The sequence below is a fragment of the Streptomyces sp. NPDC057280 genome, assembly GCF_042668605.1.
GTDB lineage: Bacteria > Actinomycetota > Actinomycetes > Streptomycetales > Streptomycetaceae > Streptomyces.
This window is the reverse complement of sequence record NZ_JBHUYR010000001.1, coordinates 921,082-940,084: the sequence shown is the minus strand read 5'-3', so window position 1 is coordinate 940,084 and position 19,003 is coordinate 921,082. Positions and strand designations below refer to the sequence as shown.

Annotated in this window: 12 protein-coding genes and 1 pseudogene; 3 read left to right on the top strand and 10 right to left on the bottom strand. The window is 72.9% G+C overall.

All coding sequences use genetic code 11. The features are described from left to right. Positions 1–57 precede the first annotated feature (57 nt). Both ACFUO4_RS04225 and ACFUO4_RS04220 read right to left on the bottom strand, forming a co-directional pair. On the bottom strand, positions 58–1,065 hold the full coding sequence (locus ACFUO4_RS04225; protein ID WP_383479731.1) for a Ppx/GppA family phosphatase: 1,008 nt from the start codon (positions 1,063–1,065) through the stop codon (positions 58–60). A gap of 130 nt (positions 1,066–1,195) precedes the next feature. Next, positions 1,196–2,701, bottom strand: a complete 1,506-nt coding sequence (locus ACFUO4_RS04220) for an MFS transporter (protein WP_383479729.1) — start codon at positions 2,699–2,701, stop codon at positions 1,196–1,198. Positions 2,702–2,825: 124 nt separating this feature from the next. Here ACFUO4_RS04220 and ACFUO4_RS04215 point away from each other — a divergent pair, with 124 nt between their 5' ends. After that, the gene (locus ACFUO4_RS04215; RefSeq protein WP_383479727.1) at positions 2,826–3,656 is read left to right on the top strand and encodes an alpha/beta fold hydrolase; all 831 of its coding nucleotides are present in this window, start codon (positions 2,826–2,828) and stop codon (positions 3,654–3,656) included. A 179-nt stretch (positions 3,657–3,835) separates the two neighbouring features. Here the strand turns inward: ACFUO4_RS04215 and ACFUO4_RS04210 are convergent, their stop codons facing one another. The 5 genes from ACFUO4_RS04210 to ACFUO4_RS04190 form a co-directional block, all read right to left on the bottom strand. Beyond that, positions 3,836–6,652 carry an NHLP bacteriocin export ABC transporter permease/ATPase subunit gene (locus ACFUO4_RS04210; RefSeq protein ID WP_383479725.1) on the bottom strand — a complete coding sequence of 939 codons (2,817 nt, stop codon included), beginning with the start codon at positions 6,650–6,652 and terminating at the stop codon, positions 3,836–3,838. A gap of 1 nt (position 6,653) precedes the next feature. Continuing rightward, complete coding sequence (locus ACFUO4_RS04205) at positions 6,654–8,876, bottom strand: NHLP family bacteriocin export ABC transporter peptidase/permease/ATPase subunit (RefSeq protein WP_079308963.1); 2,223 nt, start codon at positions 8,874–8,876, stop codon at positions 6,654–6,656. Beyond that, entirely contained in the window at positions 8,873–9,679 is an 807-nt protein-coding gene (locus tag ACFUO4_RS04200; RefSeq protein ID WP_079308962.1) for an HlyD family efflux transporter periplasmic adaptor subunit, read from the bottom strand. Before ACFUO4_RS04200 ends, ACFUO4_RS04205 begins: the two co-directional genes overlap by 4 nt. A gap of 117 nt (positions 9,680–9,796) precedes the next feature. Continuing rightward, positions 9,797–10,012, bottom strand: coding sequence for a hypothetical protein (locus tag ACFUO4_RS04195; protein WP_079308961.1), 216 nt, complete (start codon positions 10,010–10,012; stop codon positions 9,797–9,799). Between the two features lie 461 nt (positions 10,013–10,473). Further along, on the bottom strand, positions 10,474–10,887 hold the full coding sequence (locus ACFUO4_RS04190) for a PaaI family thioesterase (protein WP_383479722.1): 414 nt from the start codon (positions 10,885–10,887) through the stop codon (positions 10,474–10,476). Positions 10,888–11,086: 199 nt separating this feature from the next. On the opposite strand from ACFUO4_RS04190, the gene ACFUO4_RS04185 reads away from it, so the two are divergent. Then, positions 11,087–12,421, top strand: coding sequence for a S1 family peptidase (locus tag ACFUO4_RS04185; protein ID WP_383479720.1), 1,335 nt, complete (start codon positions 11,087–11,089; stop codon positions 12,419–12,421). 69 nt (positions 12,422–12,490) lie between these two features. Here ACFUO4_RS04185 and ACFUO4_RS04180 read toward each other — a convergent pair whose 3' ends face one another. Beyond that, on the bottom strand, positions 12,491–14,671 hold the full coding sequence (locus tag ACFUO4_RS04180) for a PP2C family protein-serine/threonine phosphatase (protein WP_383479718.1): 2,181 nt from the start codon (positions 14,669–14,671) through the stop codon (positions 12,491–12,493). 102 nt (positions 14,672–14,773) lie between these two features. Here ACFUO4_RS04180 and ACFUO4_RS04175 point away from each other — a divergent pair. Further along, positions 14,774–15,463, top strand: a pseudogene (locus ACFUO4_RS04175) (LuxR C-terminal-related transcriptional regulator); the annotation flags it as partial. Here the strand turns inward: ACFUO4_RS04175 and ACFUO4_RS04170 are convergent. Continuing rightward, complete coding sequence (locus ACFUO4_RS04170; protein WP_383482274.1) at positions 15,386–17,230, bottom strand: ATP-binding cassette domain-containing protein; 1,845 nt, start codon at positions 17,228–17,230, stop codon at positions 15,386–15,388. The pseudogene ACFUO4_RS04175 and the gene ACFUO4_RS04170 overlap by 78 nt on opposite strands. Next, positions 17,230–18,936 (bottom strand): ATP-binding cassette domain-containing protein, encoded by a 1,707-nt coding sequence (locus tag ACFUO4_RS04165; protein ID WP_383479716.1) that lies wholly within the window; start codon positions 18,934–18,936, stop codon positions 17,230–17,232. Before ACFUO4_RS04165 ends, ACFUO4_RS04170 begins: the two co-directional genes overlap by 1 nt. Between the last annotated feature and the right edge of the window lie 67 nt (positions 18,937–19,003).

Here is a 19,003-nt window from a genome sequence, read left to right as displayed (position 1 = left end):
TCTCAGATCGTCGCGGCCCTCTCCGGCCGTCGCGACGCCCGGTTCGTCGGGGCCCTCTCAGTTCCTCGCGGCCGCGATGCGCAGCGGCACGGGTTCCTGGCCGCCGTTCTCCTCGCTGCGACGGCTGATCCCGGCCCACCAGGACGGGCCGTCCTCGATGTGGCGCAGCAGGACGCCCTCGCGGATCGCCCACGGACAGATGCTGACGGCCTTGATGCCGGTCAGCTTCAGCGCCGTGTGGCCGACCAGCGCGCCGGCCAGGCTCTGGCCGGACCGGGGCGCGGAGATGCCGGGGAGCAGGGCGCGCTCGGCGGCGGGCAGGCCGGCGAGCCGGGTGATCGCCGCACGCAGGTCCGAGCGGCGCAACTCCCGTTCCACGAACGGTCCGTGCCGTCCGGGCCGCGCCCCGCACAACCGGCCCAGCTGCTGGAACGTACGGGACGTGGCCACCGCCGAGTGCGGCCCCTCCCAGCGGATCCGGGCCGCGACGTCCCGCAGTTGATGCCGGACCCGGCGCCGCAGCGCCCGCAGCTGCTCCGGCGACGGCGGGTCGTCGGCGCCGAAGAACTCGTGGGTCAGCCGGCCCGCCCCCAGCGGCAGCGAGGCCACGAAGTCCGGCAACCTGCCGCGCCCGAAGGCCACTTCGAGGGAGCCGCCCCCGATGTCCAGCAGGGCCAGCGGCCCCGACCGCCAGCCCATCCAGCGCCGCGCCCCGAGGAAGGTCAGCTCCGCCTCCAGCTCACCCGGCAGCGTGCACAGCTCGACGCCGGTACGGGTCCGTACGGCACGCAGCACATCACGGCAGTTCGGCGCGCTGCGCACCACCGCCGTGGCGAAGGCCAGCGGAGGGGCCGAGCCCCACTCGGTCGCCGTCCGGTCCGCCTCGGCCACGGCGGCGACGAGTCTGTCGACGGCCTCCTCGGGCACCGGGCAGCCCGGCTTGACCTGTTCGGACAGGCGGAGCCGCCATTTCGCGGTGTGCACGGGCAGCGGTACCCCGCCCTCGGCGTCCGCCACCACCAGCCGGACCGTGTTCGACCCCACATCCACCACGCTGATTCGCATGGACCCGTGAGTACCCGTTTCGGGGCCGTCCCTCACCGCGCCGGGGTGTGATGCGCGCTATCCGGCCAGGCGCGGCAGCGAAGAGGGGCCGCCGTCTCCCTGGTGACGGCGGCCCCTCTGCTCGGGGGAACTACATGTGGACCACGGGTGCGGCGTCCGGGTCCTGCTCCGGCACTCCGCGGCGGTAGAGCAGGAACGCGATCAGCGTGCCGACCGCGAACAGGCCCGCCGACCACCAGAAGGCGGTGGTGTAGCTCTCGATGGTGGCCTGCGCCTGGACCAGCTTGTTGCTCGGGTCCTTGCCGGCCAGGTAGTCGGTCGCGGCGCTCGCGGCCAGGGTGTTCAGCAGCGCCGTACCGATCGAACCGCCCACCTGCTGCATGGCGTTGACGGTGGCGGAGGCGACACCGGCGTCCTCCGCGGCGACTCCGCCGGTGGCCAGCTGCATCGCGGGCGGCATGACCAGACCGAGTCCGAGGCCGACGACGATCAGCTGCGGCAGCACCGCGCTGGAGTACGAGGACCCGACTCCGATGCCGGTCAGCCAGGCCATGCCGACCGCGGCGATGCCGAAGCCCAGCGGGATGACGGCCTTGGGGCCGAGCCGCGGCACCAGCTTGGTCGTGCCGACCTGGGCGGTGACCATCAGCGCGGCGACCATCGGCAGGAACGCGAGACCGGTCTTCGTCGGGCTGAAGCCGAGGTTGAGCTGGAGGTAGTAGGTGAGGAAGAGGAACACACCGAACATGCCGCCGCCGGAGATCAGCACGGCGAGGAAGGAGGCGGCGCGGTTGCGGTCGAGCAGGATGCGCAGCGGCAGCAGCGGGTGCGCGGCCTTGGTCTGCCACCAGGAGAAGGCGGCCAGCAGGACACCGCCGGCGATCAGGAAGCCCCAGGTCAAGGGCGAGCCCCAGTCGTGCGTCTCGGCGTTGGAGAAGCCGTAGACCAGGGAGAACAGACCGGCGGCGACCAGGACCGTGCCCGGGACGTCCAGCTTGGCGTTCTCGGCGTCGCGGTGGTTGTGCAGCAGGATCCAGCCGCCGGCGAAGGCGACGACGGCGATGACGACGTTGACGTAGAGGGTCCAGCGCCAGTCGAGGGCGTCGGTCAGGATGCCGCCGAGCAGCAGGCCCACCGCACCGCCGGCGCCGGCGATGGCGCCGTAGACGCTGAAGGCCTTGGCGCGCTCCTTGGCGTCGGTGAACGTCGTGTTCAGCAGCGACAGCGCGGCGGGCGCGAGGAGGGCGCCGAAGGCACCCTGGAGAGCACGGGCGGTGACCAGCATCTCGAAGTTGGTCGCGGCACCGCCGAGCGCGGAGACGCCGGCGAAGCCGACGACTCCGATCAGGAACGCCGTCTTGCGGCCGAAGAGGTCGGCGATGCGGCCGCCGAGCAGCAGGAGGGAGGCGAAGGCCAGCGCGTAGGCGGTGACGATCCACTGCCGGTTGCCGTCGGAGAACCCGAGGTCGGCCTGCGCCGAGGGCAGGGCGATGTTCACGATGGTGGCGTCGAGGACCACCATCAGCTGGGCGAGGGCGATGACGGCGAGGATCCACCACCGCTTGCCGGAGGAGGCGTCGGACGGCGCCTCTACCGCGCCCGCCTGGGCGTTCTCGGTCAGGGTCTTCTGGGACATGGCGGAACCACTCCAGGGAAGTCGTTCGGATTTTACGAGGCTGTAAACGAAACTGTTTCGTACACGTCGAGGCTAGAGCACTTCCAGCGAAACGGCAACGTTTCGCTGGGGAGGGAGGTCGAGTGTGACCAGCGGCACGTTCGAGGTCGAGGGCGCGGAGCTGTACTACGAGGTGCGGGGGAGCGGTCCGGCGCTGCTGATGATCAGCGGGGCGGGCGGGGACGCGGGCTACTACACGCAGGTCGCGGCGGACCTCGCCGACGCGTTCACGGTCATCACCTACGACCGGCGCGGCAACTCCCGCAGCACCGGCCGCACCGGGGCGCCGTTGGACCTCGCCGAACAGGCGGCCGACGCCCGCGCGCTCATCGAGGGGCCGGCGGGTGGCCGGGCGCTGGTGTTCGGCAACAGCGCGGGCGCGATCATCGGGCTGACGCTGGCCGCCCTGCGCCCCGCGTGCCTGGTGGGCCTGATCGCCCATGAACCCCCCGCCGTGAACGTCCTGCCCGCGGACGACCCGGCCCGCGCCTTCTTCGCCGACGTGGCCGGCCGCTACGCGCTGGGCGGAGCCGCGGCCGCGGGCCGCCGGTTCGCCGAGACGGTCCGCGGCGAGGGGACGTATCGCTGGCCGGACGACCTGTGGCGGCGGTTCCTCGGCAACCAGGACCATCTCTTCGGCACCGAGTGGCCCGGCTTCGCCGGCTTCCGCCCCGACGAGGACGCGCTGCGGTCGGCGCCGTTCCCGATCGTCCTCGGCGCCGGCGTGGAGGACCGCGACACCTACTACGCCCGCCCCTCTGTCGAGATCGCCCGCAGGATCGGGGCGCCCTGGGTGGAGTTTCCCGGCATCCACATGGAGTTCCTGCGCCACCCGGACCGGTTCGCGGCGGCGGTGCGGGCGCTGGCGACCTGGGCGTACGCGGACGACCGGCCGCGGGAACCGCGTATGCCTTGACCGACACCGACACCGACACCGACACCGACACCGATGCCGATGCCGGTGCCGACGCCGACGCCGACGCCGACGCCGACACCGGCATCCACGCCGACCCGGTCCGGTCTGGTCTGGTCTGGTCTGGTCCGGTCCAGGCCCGGCAGGACGCGCAGCGCCCCGCCGTCTCTCCTTCGCGACCCCTACGCCATCTGCCGTCGCACCAGCTCGTGCAGTCGCCCGTTCGTGTCCGCGAGGAGTTGCGCGGGCGGGCCCTGCTGGGCGACCTTGCCGTCCTCCATCACGATCACGCGGTCGGCGTCCAGCACCGTGGACAGGCGGTGGGCGATGACGATGCGGGTGGCGTTGAGGGCCTTGGTGGACTCGATGACCGTGCGCTGCGTCTCGTTGTCCAGGGCGCTGGTCGCCTCGTCGAAGAACAGGATGCGCGGCCTGCGGATCAACGCCTGGGCGATCATGAGCCGTTGACGCTGGCCGCCGGAGACGGCGCCGCTGCCGGAGACGATCGTGTGCAGCCCCATCGGCATCCGCTGGATGTCCTCCGCGAGCCCCGCCATCTGCGCCGCCGCCATCACCTCCTCCGGGGTGTACGGCTCGGTGCCGCAGATGACGTCCATGATCGACCCGGTGAACGGCTGGGCGTGCTGGAGCACCACCCCGCACTGCCGGCGCACCGCCGACTGGTCAAGGGCGGCCAGGTCCTGCCCGTCGTACAGCACACTGCCGGAGACCGGCGGGTCGAAGCCGATCAACAGCCTGAGCAGCGTCGACTTGCCGCAGCCGCTCGGGCCGACGATCGCCACGAACTCGCCCGGCTTCACCTCGAAGGACACGTCGTCGAGGATCAGCGGGCCGTCGTCCGAGTACCGGAAGGACAGCCGGCGCGCCTCGATCCCGCCGGTCAGCGGGCCCGGCCGGGTGCTCGCCGTGCGCACCTCCGGGGTGGCCTCCAGGACCGGTTTGATCTCCTCGAACAGCGGCAGCGCGCCCACCGCCGACACGAAGGCACCCGTCAGCTGGGTCACGGACGTCAGCACCATCGTCACCGAGGTGTTGAAGCTCAGGAACGCCGCCGCCGACATCGACCCGCGCGCCGGGCCCGCCAGCAGCATGAACATCAGCAGCGTGCAGACGGGCAGATAGACCGCGCCCATCACCGTGGTGAGGTTCTTGATGCGCCCGACCTTCTGCTGGAGCTCCCGGCTGCGCGCGAACTGCGCGGCCCAGGCCGCGTAGGCGTAGTTCTCGGCCGCCGCGACCCGCAGCTTGGGCAGTCCGCGCAGGGTCTGGAAGGCCTGGTTGTTGAGCTTGTTGCCGAGCACCACCAGGCGCCGCTGCCAGCGCACCTGCCACAGTCCGAGCCCGAGGAACACCCCGGCGATCACGACCAGCATGCCGATCGCCGCGAACGCCATCGGCACGCTGTACCAGAACAGCAGCCCCAGGTTCATCGCGCCGACGGTCACCGACTGGGCGACCACCGGACCGACTCCCGCCAGCAGACGGCGGATCGCGCTGATGCCCATCGCCGCGCTCGCCAGCTCACCCGTCGAACGCTCGGTGAAGAACTTGGTGGGCAGCCTGAGCAGCCGGTCCCACACGGCCGGTTGGAGGGTCGCCTCGATCCGGCCCTCCAGGCGCAGGATCGTCAGGTTCTGGAGCAGCATGAAGGTGGCGGCGACGAAGCTGCCGACCATCACCGCCAGACAGACCTGGACGATCAGATGCGTCTGGGCCTTCGGTACGAACTCACCGAGCACCTTGCCGGTGGCGATGGGCACGATCGCGCCGATCGCCACCGTGACCAGGCCGCTGAGCAGGAGGTTCGTCAGGTCGCCGCCCATGTTCTGCATGCTGAACCGCAGCAGGCGCAGGGGACTGAGAGCGCGGTCGGGCAACGGGCGGTAGAACATCACCGCGCGCGGTTCGAACTCCTCCGCGTTGGCCTTCTCGACCGGCGTCTCCCGGCCCGTCGCCGGATGCACCGCCACATAACCGCCCCGCCGCCACAGCAGTGCGACCGGCGCCCCGGACAGCGCCCGGTGACCCACCAGCGGGCCGACGTTGTCCCGCCACCAGGTGCCGTCCAGCCGGACGGCCCGGGCGCGCACCCGCGAGGCGAGCGCGATCTGCTCCACCGGGTCGAGCCGGTCGCTGCCGGTGCCGGACTGCGCCGGGTCGGCCAGGGTGATCCCGGCAGCCTGCGCCACCAGCCTGCACGCCGCGTACGAGGCGTCCGCGTCGGCCGCCGTGGCCCGCTTGCCCGACGACTTCCCGATCGACGCCAGCAGCGTCCGGTCGGCCTGCGCGCGGACCGCCTCACCGGCCCTGATGCCCTCGGCGGTGCGCGTCTCGTGGGTGCGCTCCAGCTGCTCGATCCAGCGGTCCAGCGTGGTCAGCAGCCGGTACTGCTGGTCGACCATGGACTGCCACACCGCCGGGTCCATCAGCAGGTCGGCGGCGGCCTCCGCGCCGTACAGCGAGCCGTACTGCACACTGCCCGGCGGGACCTGCATCCAGAAGACGTCGTCGTCGGTGATCTCCGCGGCGCCTTCGCTCGCCATCGGCGCCTGGAAGAGGATGGACAGGCTGCGGCCGACACCGAGAGCGAGGGCGTACTCCAGCGGGCTCGTCGTCGGCGGGACGTACTGCGGGTTGCCGTACTCGTCGTAGGACCAGGTCTGGGTGTTCGCGGGCTGGTAGAGCTCGCGCAGTGCGATGCGGTGGACGACGCAGTCCCGCAACGGGCGGGCCACCAGAGTGTGTTGGGGTCCCGGCGTCGGGCCGAGCAGCAGCGAGCCCGCCTCCAGGCGGCCCAGGTGGTGCCAGTGGCCCTGCTGTTCGGCGTCCACCGCGAACAGGTCCACGGCCCCCGACGCCACCAGCCACAGCACCTGCGGCCCTTCGAGGTCCAGGCGGTTGTGCCCGGCGAGGTCGTACGGCGTGCCCATCGAGCCGAGGGCCTGGAGAACCAGGTCCCCTTCGGGTGCGGTTGTCATCTCAGCGCTCCCTGACCAGAGCCGCGTACGCGCCCCCGCGCGCCACCAGCTCCTCGTGCCGTCCGCGTTCCACGACCGTGCCGTGCTGGAGCACGACGATCTCGTCGCTGTCGCGCACGGTGCTCAGCCGGTGCGCGATCACCACACAGGCGCAGCCGCGCTTGCGGAGGTTGTCCATCACCGTCAGCTCGGTCTCGGCGTCCAGCGCGCTCGTCACCTCGTCGAGGACGAGGATGCTGGGCCGCCGGACCAACGCCCGCGCGATCTCCAGGCGTTGGCGCTGACCACCGGAGAAGTTGCGGCCGTCCTGCTCGACCCGGCTGTTGATGCCGCCGGGGCGGCGCATCACCACGTCGTACAGGGCGGCGTCCCGCAACGCGTCCACCACCGCGTCGTCCGGGATCGACGGGTCCCACAGCGCCACGTTGTCGCGGACCGAGCCCTCGAAGAGGAAGACGTCCTGGTCGACGAAGGAGACGGAGGAGGCGAGGGCACCACGCGGGATGTCCTCCAGGCGCCGGCCGTCGATGCGGATGACCCCCTCCCAGGGCGCGTACAGCCCGGATATCAGCCGGGAGACCGTCGATTTGCCGCTGCCCGAGCCGCCGACCAGCGCCACCTGCTGACCCGGGCCGACCGTCAGGTCGAAGCCGGTCAGCAGGGGCTTGTCCAGCGGGTTGTAGCCGAAGGAGATGTTCTGCAGCTCCACGTGCCCGTGCAGCCGGCGCGTCGACTCGGCGCCGCCGGGCCGGCCGTAGAGCGGGTCGGCCTGGAAGTTCTCCACGTCCTTCAGCCGGGCCACGTCCGCCGCGAAGTCCTGGATGCGGCCCGCGACGCCGTTGAGGCGGGTGATCGGGGCCGTGAAGCGGGTGACCAGGGACTGGAAGGCGACCAGCAGGCCGACCGAGATGCCACCCTCGACGGCGCGCATGCCGCCGATCCACAGGATCACCGCGCTGTTCAGCGAGGCCAGCGTCGGCGCGACCACACCCAGCCAGGCGGACGGCACCCCGAGCCGCTGCTGCTCCTCCAGGGTGGTGGCGTGCTGCCCGGCCCACTTGCGGAAGTAGCCGTCCTCGCCGCCGGTCGCCTTCATCGTCTCGATCAACTGCAGGCCCGTGTAGGCGGTGTTGGTCAACCGGGCGCTGTCCGCCCGGAGTTTGGCGGTACGGGTGGCGCGCAGCCGGATGACCACCCGCATGGCGACGATGTTCAGCAGCGCGACGCCGATGCCGACGAACGTCAACTGCGGGTCGTAGGTGTAGAGGAGGACGGCGTAGAGGACGACGACCACCGCGTCCACGCCCGCCGCCGCCAGGTCGCGGGCCAGCGTCTCGGCCACCGCGTCGTTCGACTGGAGGCGCTGCACCAGGTCGGCCGGGCTGCGCTGGGAGAAGAACGTCACCGGCAGCCGCAGCAGATGGCGCAGGAAGCGGGCGCTGGAGAGGGTGGAGGAGATGATGCGGCCGCGCAGCAGGTTGGCCTGTTGCAACCAGGTCAGGACCAGGGTGAGCGCCACACACGTCCCCATCGACGCGAACAGCACGCCGAGCAGGGAGGTCTGGCCCCCGATGAGGAACATGTCGATGTAGACCCGGCTCAGCGCGGGCACCGCCGCGCCGACCAGCACCAGCAGCAGGCTCGCCAGCACCGCGGCCGGCATGGTGCCCGCCGTGCCGCGCAGCCGGGCCGGCATCGCGCCCAGCACCCCGGGCTTGCGCCCGCCCCTGGTGAAGCCGTCGCCCGGCTCCATGATCAGGACGACGCCGGTGAAGCTGGAGTCGAAGTCCTCCATCGGCACGAACCGGCGGCCCTTGCCGGGGTCGTTGATGTAGACCCCGCGACGGCCGAAGCGGCGGCCCATGCCGTCGTAGACGACGTAGTGGTTGAACTCCCAGAACAGCACCGCCGGTGCCTTCACCTCGGCGAGGGCGGCCGTGTCCATCTGCATGCCCTTGGCCGTGAGGCCGTAACCGCGGGCCGCCTTGAGCAGGTTGCTGGCGCGCGAGCCGTCGCGGGAGACACCGCACGCGATGCGCAGCTCCTCCAGCGGGACGTGCTTGCCGAAGTGCCCCAGCACCATCGCCAGGGAAGCGGCACCGCACTCCACGGCCTCCATCTGCAGAACGGTGGGTGTGCGGACCGCTCTGCCCTTGCCCTTCGGCACCGGGCGCTTGGGCGGGGCCGACCGGCGGCGGCCGCGGGTCTCCTGTGCGGTGCTCACGGCAGCAGCCAATCGACGGGACGCTGGTCGGCGAGCCGGATCGAACCCCGGGCCACGGTCATGGAGGTGAGGGCGAACGGCGGCCCGTCCGCGGACGACCACCGGTAACCGCTCTTCGTGCCGGACGACTTGTCCAGCTTCACCGTCACGGCCACCGGCCTGCCGTCCTTCGTGAACTGCTCGCCCAGCTGGCTGTCGCCGAGGAACGCGGAGATCTGCTGCGCCGACTGCGCCGAACGGTCCACCGACTTCACATGGCCGCGCAGCACGCCGTACTCCTGCGTCGGCACCGACGACACCGTCAGGTCCACGGCGGCGTGCGCGGGGATCGAGGCGGCGTTCTCGGCGGGGACGTACACGGTGGCGTACAGCGGGTCGGAGGCGTGCGCGACCTTCTCCACGGCCGCCACATCGGCGCCGGTCTGGATGATCTGGCCGATGGTGGCGGCGAGTGCGGTGATCCGGCCCGCGGCGACCGAGCGGACGACGGCGTCGCCCTTGGCGGTCCGCACCTTCAGTACGGGGGCGTCGGCGGGCAGCTGCTCGCCCTGCTTCGCGAGGACGGCGGTGACCTGGCCCGCGACCGGGCTCTGCAGGATGTAACTGCCCTGCCCGTGCGTGAGGATGGCGGGCGCGGCCACCGTGGACGCCACCGAACCGGTCACCGCCCACACCGACGCGGCGGCCATCACGACCACTGTCACGGACAGCGCGAGCCAGCCCTGCGGGCGGGCGAACCGCACCGGAAGGTCGAGCTCCTCCGGTGACTGGAGCTTGGCGAGGGCCTGTTGGCGGAACTGCACGGAACTTTCCCTCACCTGAAAACGAGGAAGGACCGGCTGACGGCAGCCGGCTCAGTCAGGACATCCGTGAGTCCCGGAGCCGGGGAGCGGCTCCGGGACTCACGGCACGAGGTGCGATCAGAGACCGGCAACCAGGTTCGTGACCGGGGCCACGGAGAGGCCGGTGGTGCCCTCGACCGTGCCGACGACCGTGTCGACCAGGCCGGAGACCGGGGCGACGCCGTCCACCAGGCCGGTGACGGTGCCCAGGGCGTTCAGCTGCAGGCCGCCGGAGACGTTGTCGAGCTCGGCGTCGGAGATCTCGACGGTCTCAACCTGGGGGGTGGAGTTCATGGTGGAACTTCCCTTCATATGGATATTCACAAGGGGGGGAGCGGACCCCTGGCTGGGGCGACCGCGTGCCGCAGGCGCCGGGCATCCGTTTCCGGAAGGCCTCGGCGGCTGCCGCGGTGCGATGGATGTAAGCACGCGCCGGGCCCGGGCTTCCAATCAACCAACCGCCTCACCTGGGCACTTGAGTCCCACAGGTGCCGAACCGTGCAGGCGTGCGCACGTCTCGGCGGCGACTTCTTCACACCCGGCACGTCTTCGGTTCACACAAGGACTTGCGGCCCGGGAAGTGAATCCGACACTCCCGCCCCAATGACGTACGCGGCGGAGCACGCTTGTGCAGATCCGCCGCGCACGGTGACTTGGTTGGGTATGGGATGTGCAGATTCGCTGAAGCCGGGATTCCGCGGGAACTTCGAGACGGACCGTCGCCGGCCGGTCGCGGACCGTGTCAGGTCGGGTGGTCAGCCGAGAAGTGCGTAGACCGTGCTCGCGTGGGCCGTGAGTTCGCCTGAGTCCGCGTCGGTCATCGTGATGTCCGCGAACGCCATCCGCCGGCCCAGCTTGGTGATCACCGCCTGGATCAGGACATCCGCACCGGACACCGCGCGCTGGAACGACGTCGACTGCTGCACGGTCGTCATCGGCCCGTAGCCGCCTCGCGCCGCCGCCACGGCGATCACGGTGGCGGTGTCCGCGGCGGCCATCAGCGCTTGTCCCGACAGCGCCCCGCCCTCCCGGGACAGCCGGTCCGACCAGGGAAGGCGCAGGGTCGCCCGGTCGTCGCCCAGGGACTCGACCGACAGGCCCAGATCGAGCACCCAAGGGGCGAAGTTGGCGGAGAGGATCTTGTCGGCTTCGGCGGTGGTCATCGTCATATGGGGGATTGTTCCCGCTCCCGCGCCGCCGGACGCGGACCCCGGCCGGTCTCGTGGCCGATTCGGTACTGCAAAGGGACTGCCAACAAACGGAATTGAACGCCCCACGTGCCTCCTGCGTACCCACTGCCATCCAGGCGCCCCGAACAGCCGCCGACGAACGGTGGCACTGACCCCGTCCTTCAGGAGGTCGAGAAGTTTGAGTCACAAGCGAATCCCCAAGCGCAAGACCGCGATCGCGGCAGGCGGCGTGGTGGCGCTCGGAGCGGCGGCGATTCTCCTGCCCAACGCCAACGCCTCCCAGGACGGCTCCTCGTCCAACGGGGCCGCGGCGGCCCCGAAGACGCTGAAGGCGTCGGACGCATCGGATCTCGCCTCACAGCTCCAGGAACTGCTCGGCGAGGCCTTCGCGGGTTCGTACTACGACACCGGCCAGAAGCAGCTCGTCGTCAACGTGGTCTCGGGCGACAACAACAACGTGATCGTCCAGGCCGAGAAGGCCGGCGCGAAGATACGCGAGGTCGACAACAGCCTCGCCGAACTCGCCTCGGGCGCGCAGACGCTGAAGGCCAAGGCGACCATCCCGGGCACCGCGTGGGCCGTCGACCCCAGGACGAACAAGATCCTCGTCACCGCCGACAGCACGGTCACCGGCGCCAAGTGGGACCAGCTGGAGTCCACGGTCGACACGCTCGGCTCGGGCATGGCCACCATCAAGAAGTCGGCCGGCACCTTCAAGACCTTCGTCTCCGGCGGCGACGCCATCTTCGGCGGCGGCGCCCGCTGCTCGGCCGGCTTCAACGTCACCGCCGGCGACGGCAGCCCGGCCTTCCTGACGGCCGGTCACTGCGGGGTCGCGGCGGCCGAGTGGTCCGACGCGCAGGACGGCCAGCCGATCGCCACCGTCGACCAGGCCACGTTCCCCGGCGACGGTGACTTCGCGCTCGTGAAGTACGACGACCCGGCCACCGTCGCGCCGAGCGAGGTCAACGTCGGCGACGGCCGGACCGTGCAGATTTCCCAGGCCGCCGACGCCGAGGTCGGTCTCCAGGTCTTCAGGATGGGCAGCACCACCGGGCTCAACGACGGCCAGGTCCTCGGACTCGACGCCACGGTGAACTACCCCGAGGGCACCGTCACCGGCCTCATCCAGACCGACGTCTGCGCCGAGCCCGGCGACAGCGGCGGCTCGCTGTTCACCCAGGACGGGCTGGCCATCGGCCTGACCTCCGGTGGCAGCGGCGACTGCACGGTCGGCGGCGAGACCTTCTTCCAGCCGGTCACCACCGCCCTGGAGGCGGTCGGTGCGACCCTCGGCGCGGGCGACGCGGCGGGCGGCGGCCAGGAGACGGGTGCCGGTGACGAGGCCGGTGCGGGCGAGGAGGCCGGCGCAGGCCAGGAAGTGGGCGGCGAGGAGGCCGGCCAGGAGGTCGGCGGTGAAGAGGCCGGTCAGGAGGTCGGCGGCGAGGACACCGGCCAGGACGTCGGCGCCGGCGCGGACAACGGCGACTCCGGCCTGACCGAGACGCACTGACCCCGCCTCACCAGCGCTCCACGGACACGCGGTCCGACCCTCCGGCGGGAGGGCCGGACCGCGTTCGTGTCACCGCGCCCGCAGCAGCAGCAACGCCACGTCGTCGATCCGCTCCTGCTCGGCGCCACCCTGCCCCACCAGCTCGTCCGCCAACGCGTCCAGCGGCAGATCCCCGGCCGCCGCCAGCCGCCGGCCCAGATCGGCGAGCGCGTCCTCGATGTCGACCCCGGGCGATTCGATGAGGCCGTCGGTGTAGAGGACCAGCACGCTGCCCGGAGCCAGCTCGACCTCGGTGGTCGGATACACCGCCGAGCCGTCGATGCCCAGCAGCGGGCCGCCGGCCAGGTCGAGGACGCGTACCTTGCCGTCCGGGCGGCGCAGCAGCGGCGGGGGATGGCCCGCCCGCGCCATCACGGCCCGCCCGTGGGCCGGGTCCAGCCGTAGGTACAGACAGCTGGCGAAGAGGTCCGAGCCCAGGTCGATCAGCAGCCGGTTGGTGCTGCTCATGACGTCCTGCGGGACCTGTCCGACGGTCGTGTACGCCCGTACCGCGGTCCGGATCTGCCCCATCAGCCCGGCCGCCGTGACGTTGTGCCCCTGCACGTCCCCGATGACGGCCGAGGCCACCCCGTGCGAGGGCACCAGGTCGTAGAAGTCGCCGCCGATGTCCATGCCCTGCGTGGCCGGCAGATAGCGGGCGGCCGCCTGGATGCCGGGCAGCGCCGGGAGCGAGTGGGGCAGCAGGGCCTCCTGGAGGCCGTGGGCGAGCCGGTGCTTGGCGTCGTACAGCATCGCCCGTTCCAGCGCTTGGGCGATCAGCCCGCCGAGGCTCGTCAGGACCGCCCGTTCGTCCGCAGGGAAGGGATGCGGCTCGGCGTAGGCCAGCACACATGTGCCCACCGGCCGGCCCGAGGCGATCAGGGGCAGATACGCCCAGGCGGCGAACCCGTCCGGGGTCGCGTTCCGGACCGGATACAGGCGTTCCAGCTCCTGCCGCGAGTCGAAGAACGCCGGCACCCCGCTGTTCAGGGCGTGCGTCCCCGGCGTCGGCTCGGTCAGCGGCAGCCCGTCGAACCGCTCCACGACATGCGGGTCGGGATAGCCGCGGTGCCCCAGCACATGCAGCCGCCCCGCCCGGGACCCCAGCATGACCAGGGCCTGCCCGCCCACCGCCGGGACGATCTCGTCCGCGACGAGCTGCACCACGTCCTCCACGCCCGCCGCCTCGGTGAGCGCCCCGGCCAGGCTCAGCACCTGCGAGATGGTCACCAGCCGGGCAGGGGCGCCGTCCCCCTGCGGAGCGCTCCGGCTCATCTCCGCCACCGCCCGCGCCCGGCTGATGCGCACGCTCAGTCCGGTCGTGCTCGGGTACAGCCGGAACGACAGCCAGTCGCCGGGCGGCCGCAGCGCCACGAACGACGTCGTCTGCTGACTGATCAGCGCGGCCCGGTAACGGTCCTCGTACACCGGGTCGTTGAGCCACGGCACCGACGCCCACAGCTGGGTGCCGAGCAGGCTGCTGACGGGGACGCCGATCAGCTCGGCCGCCGCCGCGTTGGCGAAGGCGATCCGGCCGTGCAGATCGAGCGAGCACAGTCCGTACGGCAGCCGGGACACCATCCGGGCCGCCTCCACCGTGCCGAGTGTGCCCGCCGCCCCGCCGACCGCCGTCCCGGCCAGCAGATCCGGTTCCGGGAACACCGGGCGGCTCTCCTCGGCGGCCCGCTCCAGGCGTACCGCGAGCCGCCCGCAGGCCGCGCTCAGATGGTCCCGCTCCCGGTCGGACAGCTCCGGCGGATGCGAGCCGGGCCAGGTCACGAAGATCGCGCCGTGCACCTTGGTGTCCGTCGCCACCGGCAGCGCGGCCAGCGCGAACGGGTAGGGGAGCACCACCGCGATCCGCGGATAGCGGCGGGCCATGTCCTCCTCGCCGCCCACCCACACCAGCCGCCGCTCCCGGACCGCCTCGGCGACCGGGATCGGCGCGCTGAGCCCGACCCGCTCCCACGGCGCCGCGAAGGCCCGCGGCAGCCCGGCCATCACCGCCATCTCCAGGACCGGCTCGCCGGACGCCAGCAGGTACACCGCGCCCGAGTGGGCGTGCACCTCGTCCATCATCGAGGCCAGCGCCAGGGACAGCAGCGGCCTGCCGACCCGCGTCCGGGCGGTCGCCGGCGCCTGCGTGGCCCTCGGCCCGTCGGACACGCCGACCACCTCCTCGCGCGCCCCGAAGGGCCCGGAGCCCGGCATGCGACGGGCTCCGGGATCAAATCTGCCCCCTGGCGGCAGGACGCGCACGGCGAGCGGACCGGACCCGGTGGCAGCCGCGCCTTACCCCGTCCGCCCTGGCCCATGCCCCTGCAGTCGAAGCGCGCGGCGGCGTACGAGAGCCGCCAGTGCGCCCCCGCGCACCCTGATGGCTTGTTCTTCGCGCCTGGGAAAGGTGCCGGACGCGAACAATGGGGCAGACGTTTCTCACCCATGGAACCGGCGAACGGCAACGCGAGGGGACGGGCAGTGATCCGGGTTCTTCTGGTGCACGACGAGTGTCTGGTCAGATCGGTCCTGGCGGAGTGGCTGCGCAGGGAACCTGACCTGGGGGTCTACGACACCCCGTGGCGCAGCGCGCCGGGCCGGCTGCGATCCCTGCTGCCGGACGTCTGCGCGGCCGACCTGGAGTGCACGGACAGCTACGGGCTCCCGCCGCTCGGCGAACTCGCCGCCCGGTCGGCCGGCACGTCCTCGCCCCGCCTCCTCGTCCTCGCCAGCGCGAACCGCCCCGGCCTGCTGAAACGGGCCGTGGAGGCGGGGGCGCTCGGCTACGTGGACAAGGAGGGCTCGCCGGAGCGCCTGGTCCGGGGGATCCGCCGGGTCGCGGAAGGAAAACGTTTCGTCGACGACTCGCTGGGCTTCGGCTTCCTCAAGGCCGCCGAGATGCCGCTGACCCGGCGGGAGCTGAGCGTGTTATCCCTGGCCGCCGAGGGGGCCTCCGTCGCGGAGATCGCCGGGAGCCTGCACCTGTCCCACGGGACCGTGCGCAACTACATGGCGGCCATCAACCGCAAGACCGGGGCCCGCAACCGCATCGACGCGATCCGGATCTCCCAGGGCGAGGGCTGGCTGTGACGGCACCGGCGACCAGCCGCCGACGAGGTCGCGGTAGAGCGCCGAGCGCTCCAGCAGATCTCTGTGGGTGCCGTACGCCGTCGTCCGGCCATCCATGACCAGGACCCGGTCGGCCCGGCGGGCCGAGCTGATGCGGTGTGCGACGACCACCAGCGTGCCGCCGGGCCGCGCGGCGAAGGCCCGCTCCGCGCGTTCCTCGGCGGACGGGTCCAGATGGCAGGTCGCCTCGTCGAGCAGCACGAGCGGGGCGTACGACAGCCAGGCCCGGGTGAGGGCGATCAGCTGGCGTTCCCCCGCGGAGAGCGCCGCCGGGTCGACCGGGGCGGCGGGTCCGCCGAGCGCGTCGAGCAGGGGGAGCAGCCCCACCGCCTCGGCGGCGGCGAGGAGTTCCGCCTCGGGCACGGGGTCGGGCCGCAGCAGTCCCAGGTTCTCGGCCAGGGTGCCGGAGTGGACGTACGCCTCCTGCGGGACCAGTACCCGGCGGGACGCGGCCTCGGCCCCCGGCACCGGATACCCGCAGATCCGGATGACGCCGTGCCCGGGCTCCAGCACTCCGGCGACCAGCGCGGTGAGCGTGGACTTGCCGATGCCGCTCGGGCCGACGACGGCCAGATGGGTGCCGGGCGCCAGTTCCAGGTCGAGGCCGTCGACGACGGGGGCCGCGGCGGGGCCGTAGGCGAAGGTGACGGACTTGAGGGTGAGGGCCGCGACATCGGTCGGACCGTCGGCGGGGTGGCGCGGCCGGCCGGTCGGGGTGGCGGATGCCGGGCCGTCCTCGCGGAGCAGCCGCCGCAGGACCACCACCAGCCGTGAGCCGCTGGTGCCCAGGCCGTGGACCAGGCTGCGCAGGGCGGGCAGCAGGGACTGGGTGACGTAGGACAGCGCACCGACCAGGGCGCCCGGAGTGACGCCCTGTCCGAGGAGCCAGGGGGCGGCCACCAGCAGGAGCACGATCGGGAGCTCGCCGCCGATCGTCAGGGCGGCCACCCGCAGCACGCCCCAGCGGGCCAGCGAGGCCGCGGCGCGTCGCTCGGTGTCGATGTGGCGCCCGGTGTCGGCGGCCACCCGTTCCTCCGCCCCGGCCGCGGTGATGTCCCGCAGGCCCGGGCAGAGCGCGCCGTACCGTTCGGCGAGCGCCTCGTCGGCGACGAGGAACGCCTCCTGGCGGCGGGCCAGCGGACGCAGTGTCGCCAGGAAGAGGGCCAGCCCGGCGAGCAGGGGGAGGCCGACGACCAGGAGGAGGGGCGGGGCGAGCGAGAACAGGCCGATCAGCGCGCCGGCCGCGGTGAACACGAACGAGCGCGACACCATCACCAGCCCGGCGAAGGTGTCCCGGGCGATCTCGGTCTGCTGGGTGAGCCCGGACAGCGCCGCGGGGTCCCCCTCCCGGATCCCGCGCGCCACGACCCGCCTCACCAGCCCGTCCCTGAGCGGTTCCACCAGCTCGGCCACCGCCGTGTGGACCCGGGCCGTGCCGAAAGCCCCGACGAGCACCCCGGCCCCGGCCACCCCCAGCCAGGCCAGCCCGGTGTGCAGCCGCCCCGCCAGGAACCCGTCGTCCAGGGCGCGCGCGGGGGCGTACCCGGTGAGGAACGTCTGCCCGGTCTCCAGCAGGGACCACACGGCGAGCCGTACGACGACCCGCCACCGGTCCCGCAGGAAGCGCAGCCCGCGCCGGGCGATCACGGCTCTTCCCCCTCCGCGAACACCGCCCGGTAGTCCGGCAGTTGCCACAGCTTCTCGTGCGGTCCCACCGCCCGGACCCGTCCGCCGTCCAGCCAGGCCACCGCGTCCGCACGGGCCGCCGTCGCCGCGCGGTGGGCGATCAGCAGGCGGGTGCCGTGTGTGCCGGAGCCGAGCAGGGACGTGGTGATCTGTGCCTCCGTCACGGTGTCGAGGCTGGAGAGGGCGTCGTCGAGGACGAGGAGGCGGCTGTCATGGGCGAACGCCCGTGCGAGGCCGAGGCGTTGGGCCTCGCCGCCGGAGTGCGGGGCGTCGGCGCAGAGCGTGGCGTACCCGGCGGGCAGCCGGTTGACGAAGTCGTCGGCGTGCGCGGTGCGGGCGGCTGCACGGACGCGCGCGGGGGAGGCGGGCGTGGGACCGAGGCCGATCTCTTCCTCCAGCGTGCCGCCCAGCAGTGCGGGCCGGTCGAAGGCGTGCCGGACCGCCCCGCGCAGCTCGTCGTGGGTCAGTTCGCGCAGCGGGACACCGTCGAGCAGCACCTCCCCGGCGTCCGGGTCGGCGAGCCGTCCGGCGAGCGCGGCGAGCAGGGACTTGCCGGTGCCGGACCGGCCGACCACGGCCAGGGTCGTCCCGCCGGGCACCACGAGGTCGACGCCGGCCAGGACCACCCGGTCGCCGCGCCGGGCGGTCACCCCGCGCAGTTCCAGCCGGCCGGGGCCGGGCGGCAGCGTCCGGTCGCCGTGCGGCGGGGCGTGTTCGGCCAGTACCTCGGTGAGCCGGCCGGTGGCCGCGCGGGCCCGGGCGAGGCCGGCGAGCTGCCCGACGAGCATGCCGACACCGCCGGCGAGGACGGCGTACCGCGAGGCGGCGAGCATTTCGCCGACGGTGACCCGGTGCCGGACGAGCAGCAGACCGGCGACGGCGACCACGCCCAGCTGGAGCAGCGGCGCCACGGCGACGGACTGGCCGGCGGCCCGCCCCTGCACCCGCCACATGCGGTGTCCGGCCCGGGACAGTGCGGGCAGCGGCCGCAGGACGCGGGCGCTCTCCCGCTCCGCCGCACCGGCCGCCCGGATGGTGCGGTGCCCGTCGACGGCCTCCGCGAGCGCCGCCGCGATCCGGCCCTGCTCGCGCTGGTAGTCGGCGGCACACTCGCGGGTGTCGCGGGCGAAGGCGCGCAGCAGCAGCGCCAGGACGGGTGCCCCGGCCAGCAGGACGGCCGCGAGCCACGGGTCGATCAGGGCGAGGGCGACCAGTCCGCCGACCGGGCCCGCGAGGGCGGCCGGCAGGGCGGCGCGGGCGGTCGGCGCGGTGCCGGCCTGGGCGGCGTTGCCGACGAGGCGGGCGACGAGGTCACCGGGCCCGAAGCGTTCGGCGGCGCGCGGGCCGACGGCCAGGACATGGCCGGTCAGCCGCCTGCGCAGCCAGGAGGTGGTGCGGGCGTCGAGGGTGCCGCCGAGCACGGTCTCGGCCGCGTCGAGCAGGGCGAGCAGCAGCACGAGCGCGGCGCAGTACGCCACCCACCGGGTCGCCGGCGCTCCGGCCAGCAGCAGATCGAGGGCGCGGCCCAGCGCGGCGGGCAGCAGCAGCCCGGCGCCGACGGCCGCCGTGCTCACCAGTCCCAGGGCCACACACCGTCCGGGCGCCGGCCCGAGCAGTCCGAACGGTCCGAGCCCCGTCGTACGCGCTGCCGGTGGTGTCGTCATACAGCCCTTCCCTCCGACGTGCGGACCCACCCCGGACCGGCCTTTTTCCGGGAACGTGCGGACCCCG

Excerpts from the sequence above, each read along its gene's own strand:
- ACFUO4_RS04195 (WP_079308961.1), bottom strand. The coding sequence starts at position 10,012 with ATGAACTCCACCCCCCAGGTTGAGACCGTCGAGATCTCCGACGCCGAG.
- ACFUO4_RS04190 (WP_383479722.1), bottom strand. The coding sequence starts at position 10,887 with ATGACGATGACCACCGCCGAAGCCGACAAGATCCTCTCCGCCAACTTC.
- ACFUO4_RS04220 (WP_383479729.1), bottom strand. The coding sequence starts at position 2,701 with ATGTCCCAGAAGACCCTGACCGAGAACGCCCAGGCGGGCGCGGTAGAG.
- ACFUO4_RS04210 (WP_383479725.1), bottom strand. The coding sequence starts at position 6,652 with ATGACAACCGCACCCGAAGGGGACCTGGTTCTCCAGGCCCTCGGCTCG.
- ACFUO4_RS04225 (WP_383479731.1), bottom strand. The coding sequence starts at position 1,065 with ATGCGAATCAGCGTGGTGGATGTGGGGTCGAACACGGTCCGGCTGGTG.
- ACFUO4_RS04180 (WP_383479718.1), bottom strand. The coding sequence starts at position 14,671 with ATGCCGGGCTCCGGGCCCTTCGGGGCGCGCGAGGAGGTGGTCGGCGTG.
- ACFUO4_RS04165 (WP_383479716.1), bottom strand. The coding sequence starts at position 18,936 with ATGACGACACCACCGGCAGCGCGTACGACGGGGCTCGGACCGTTCGGA.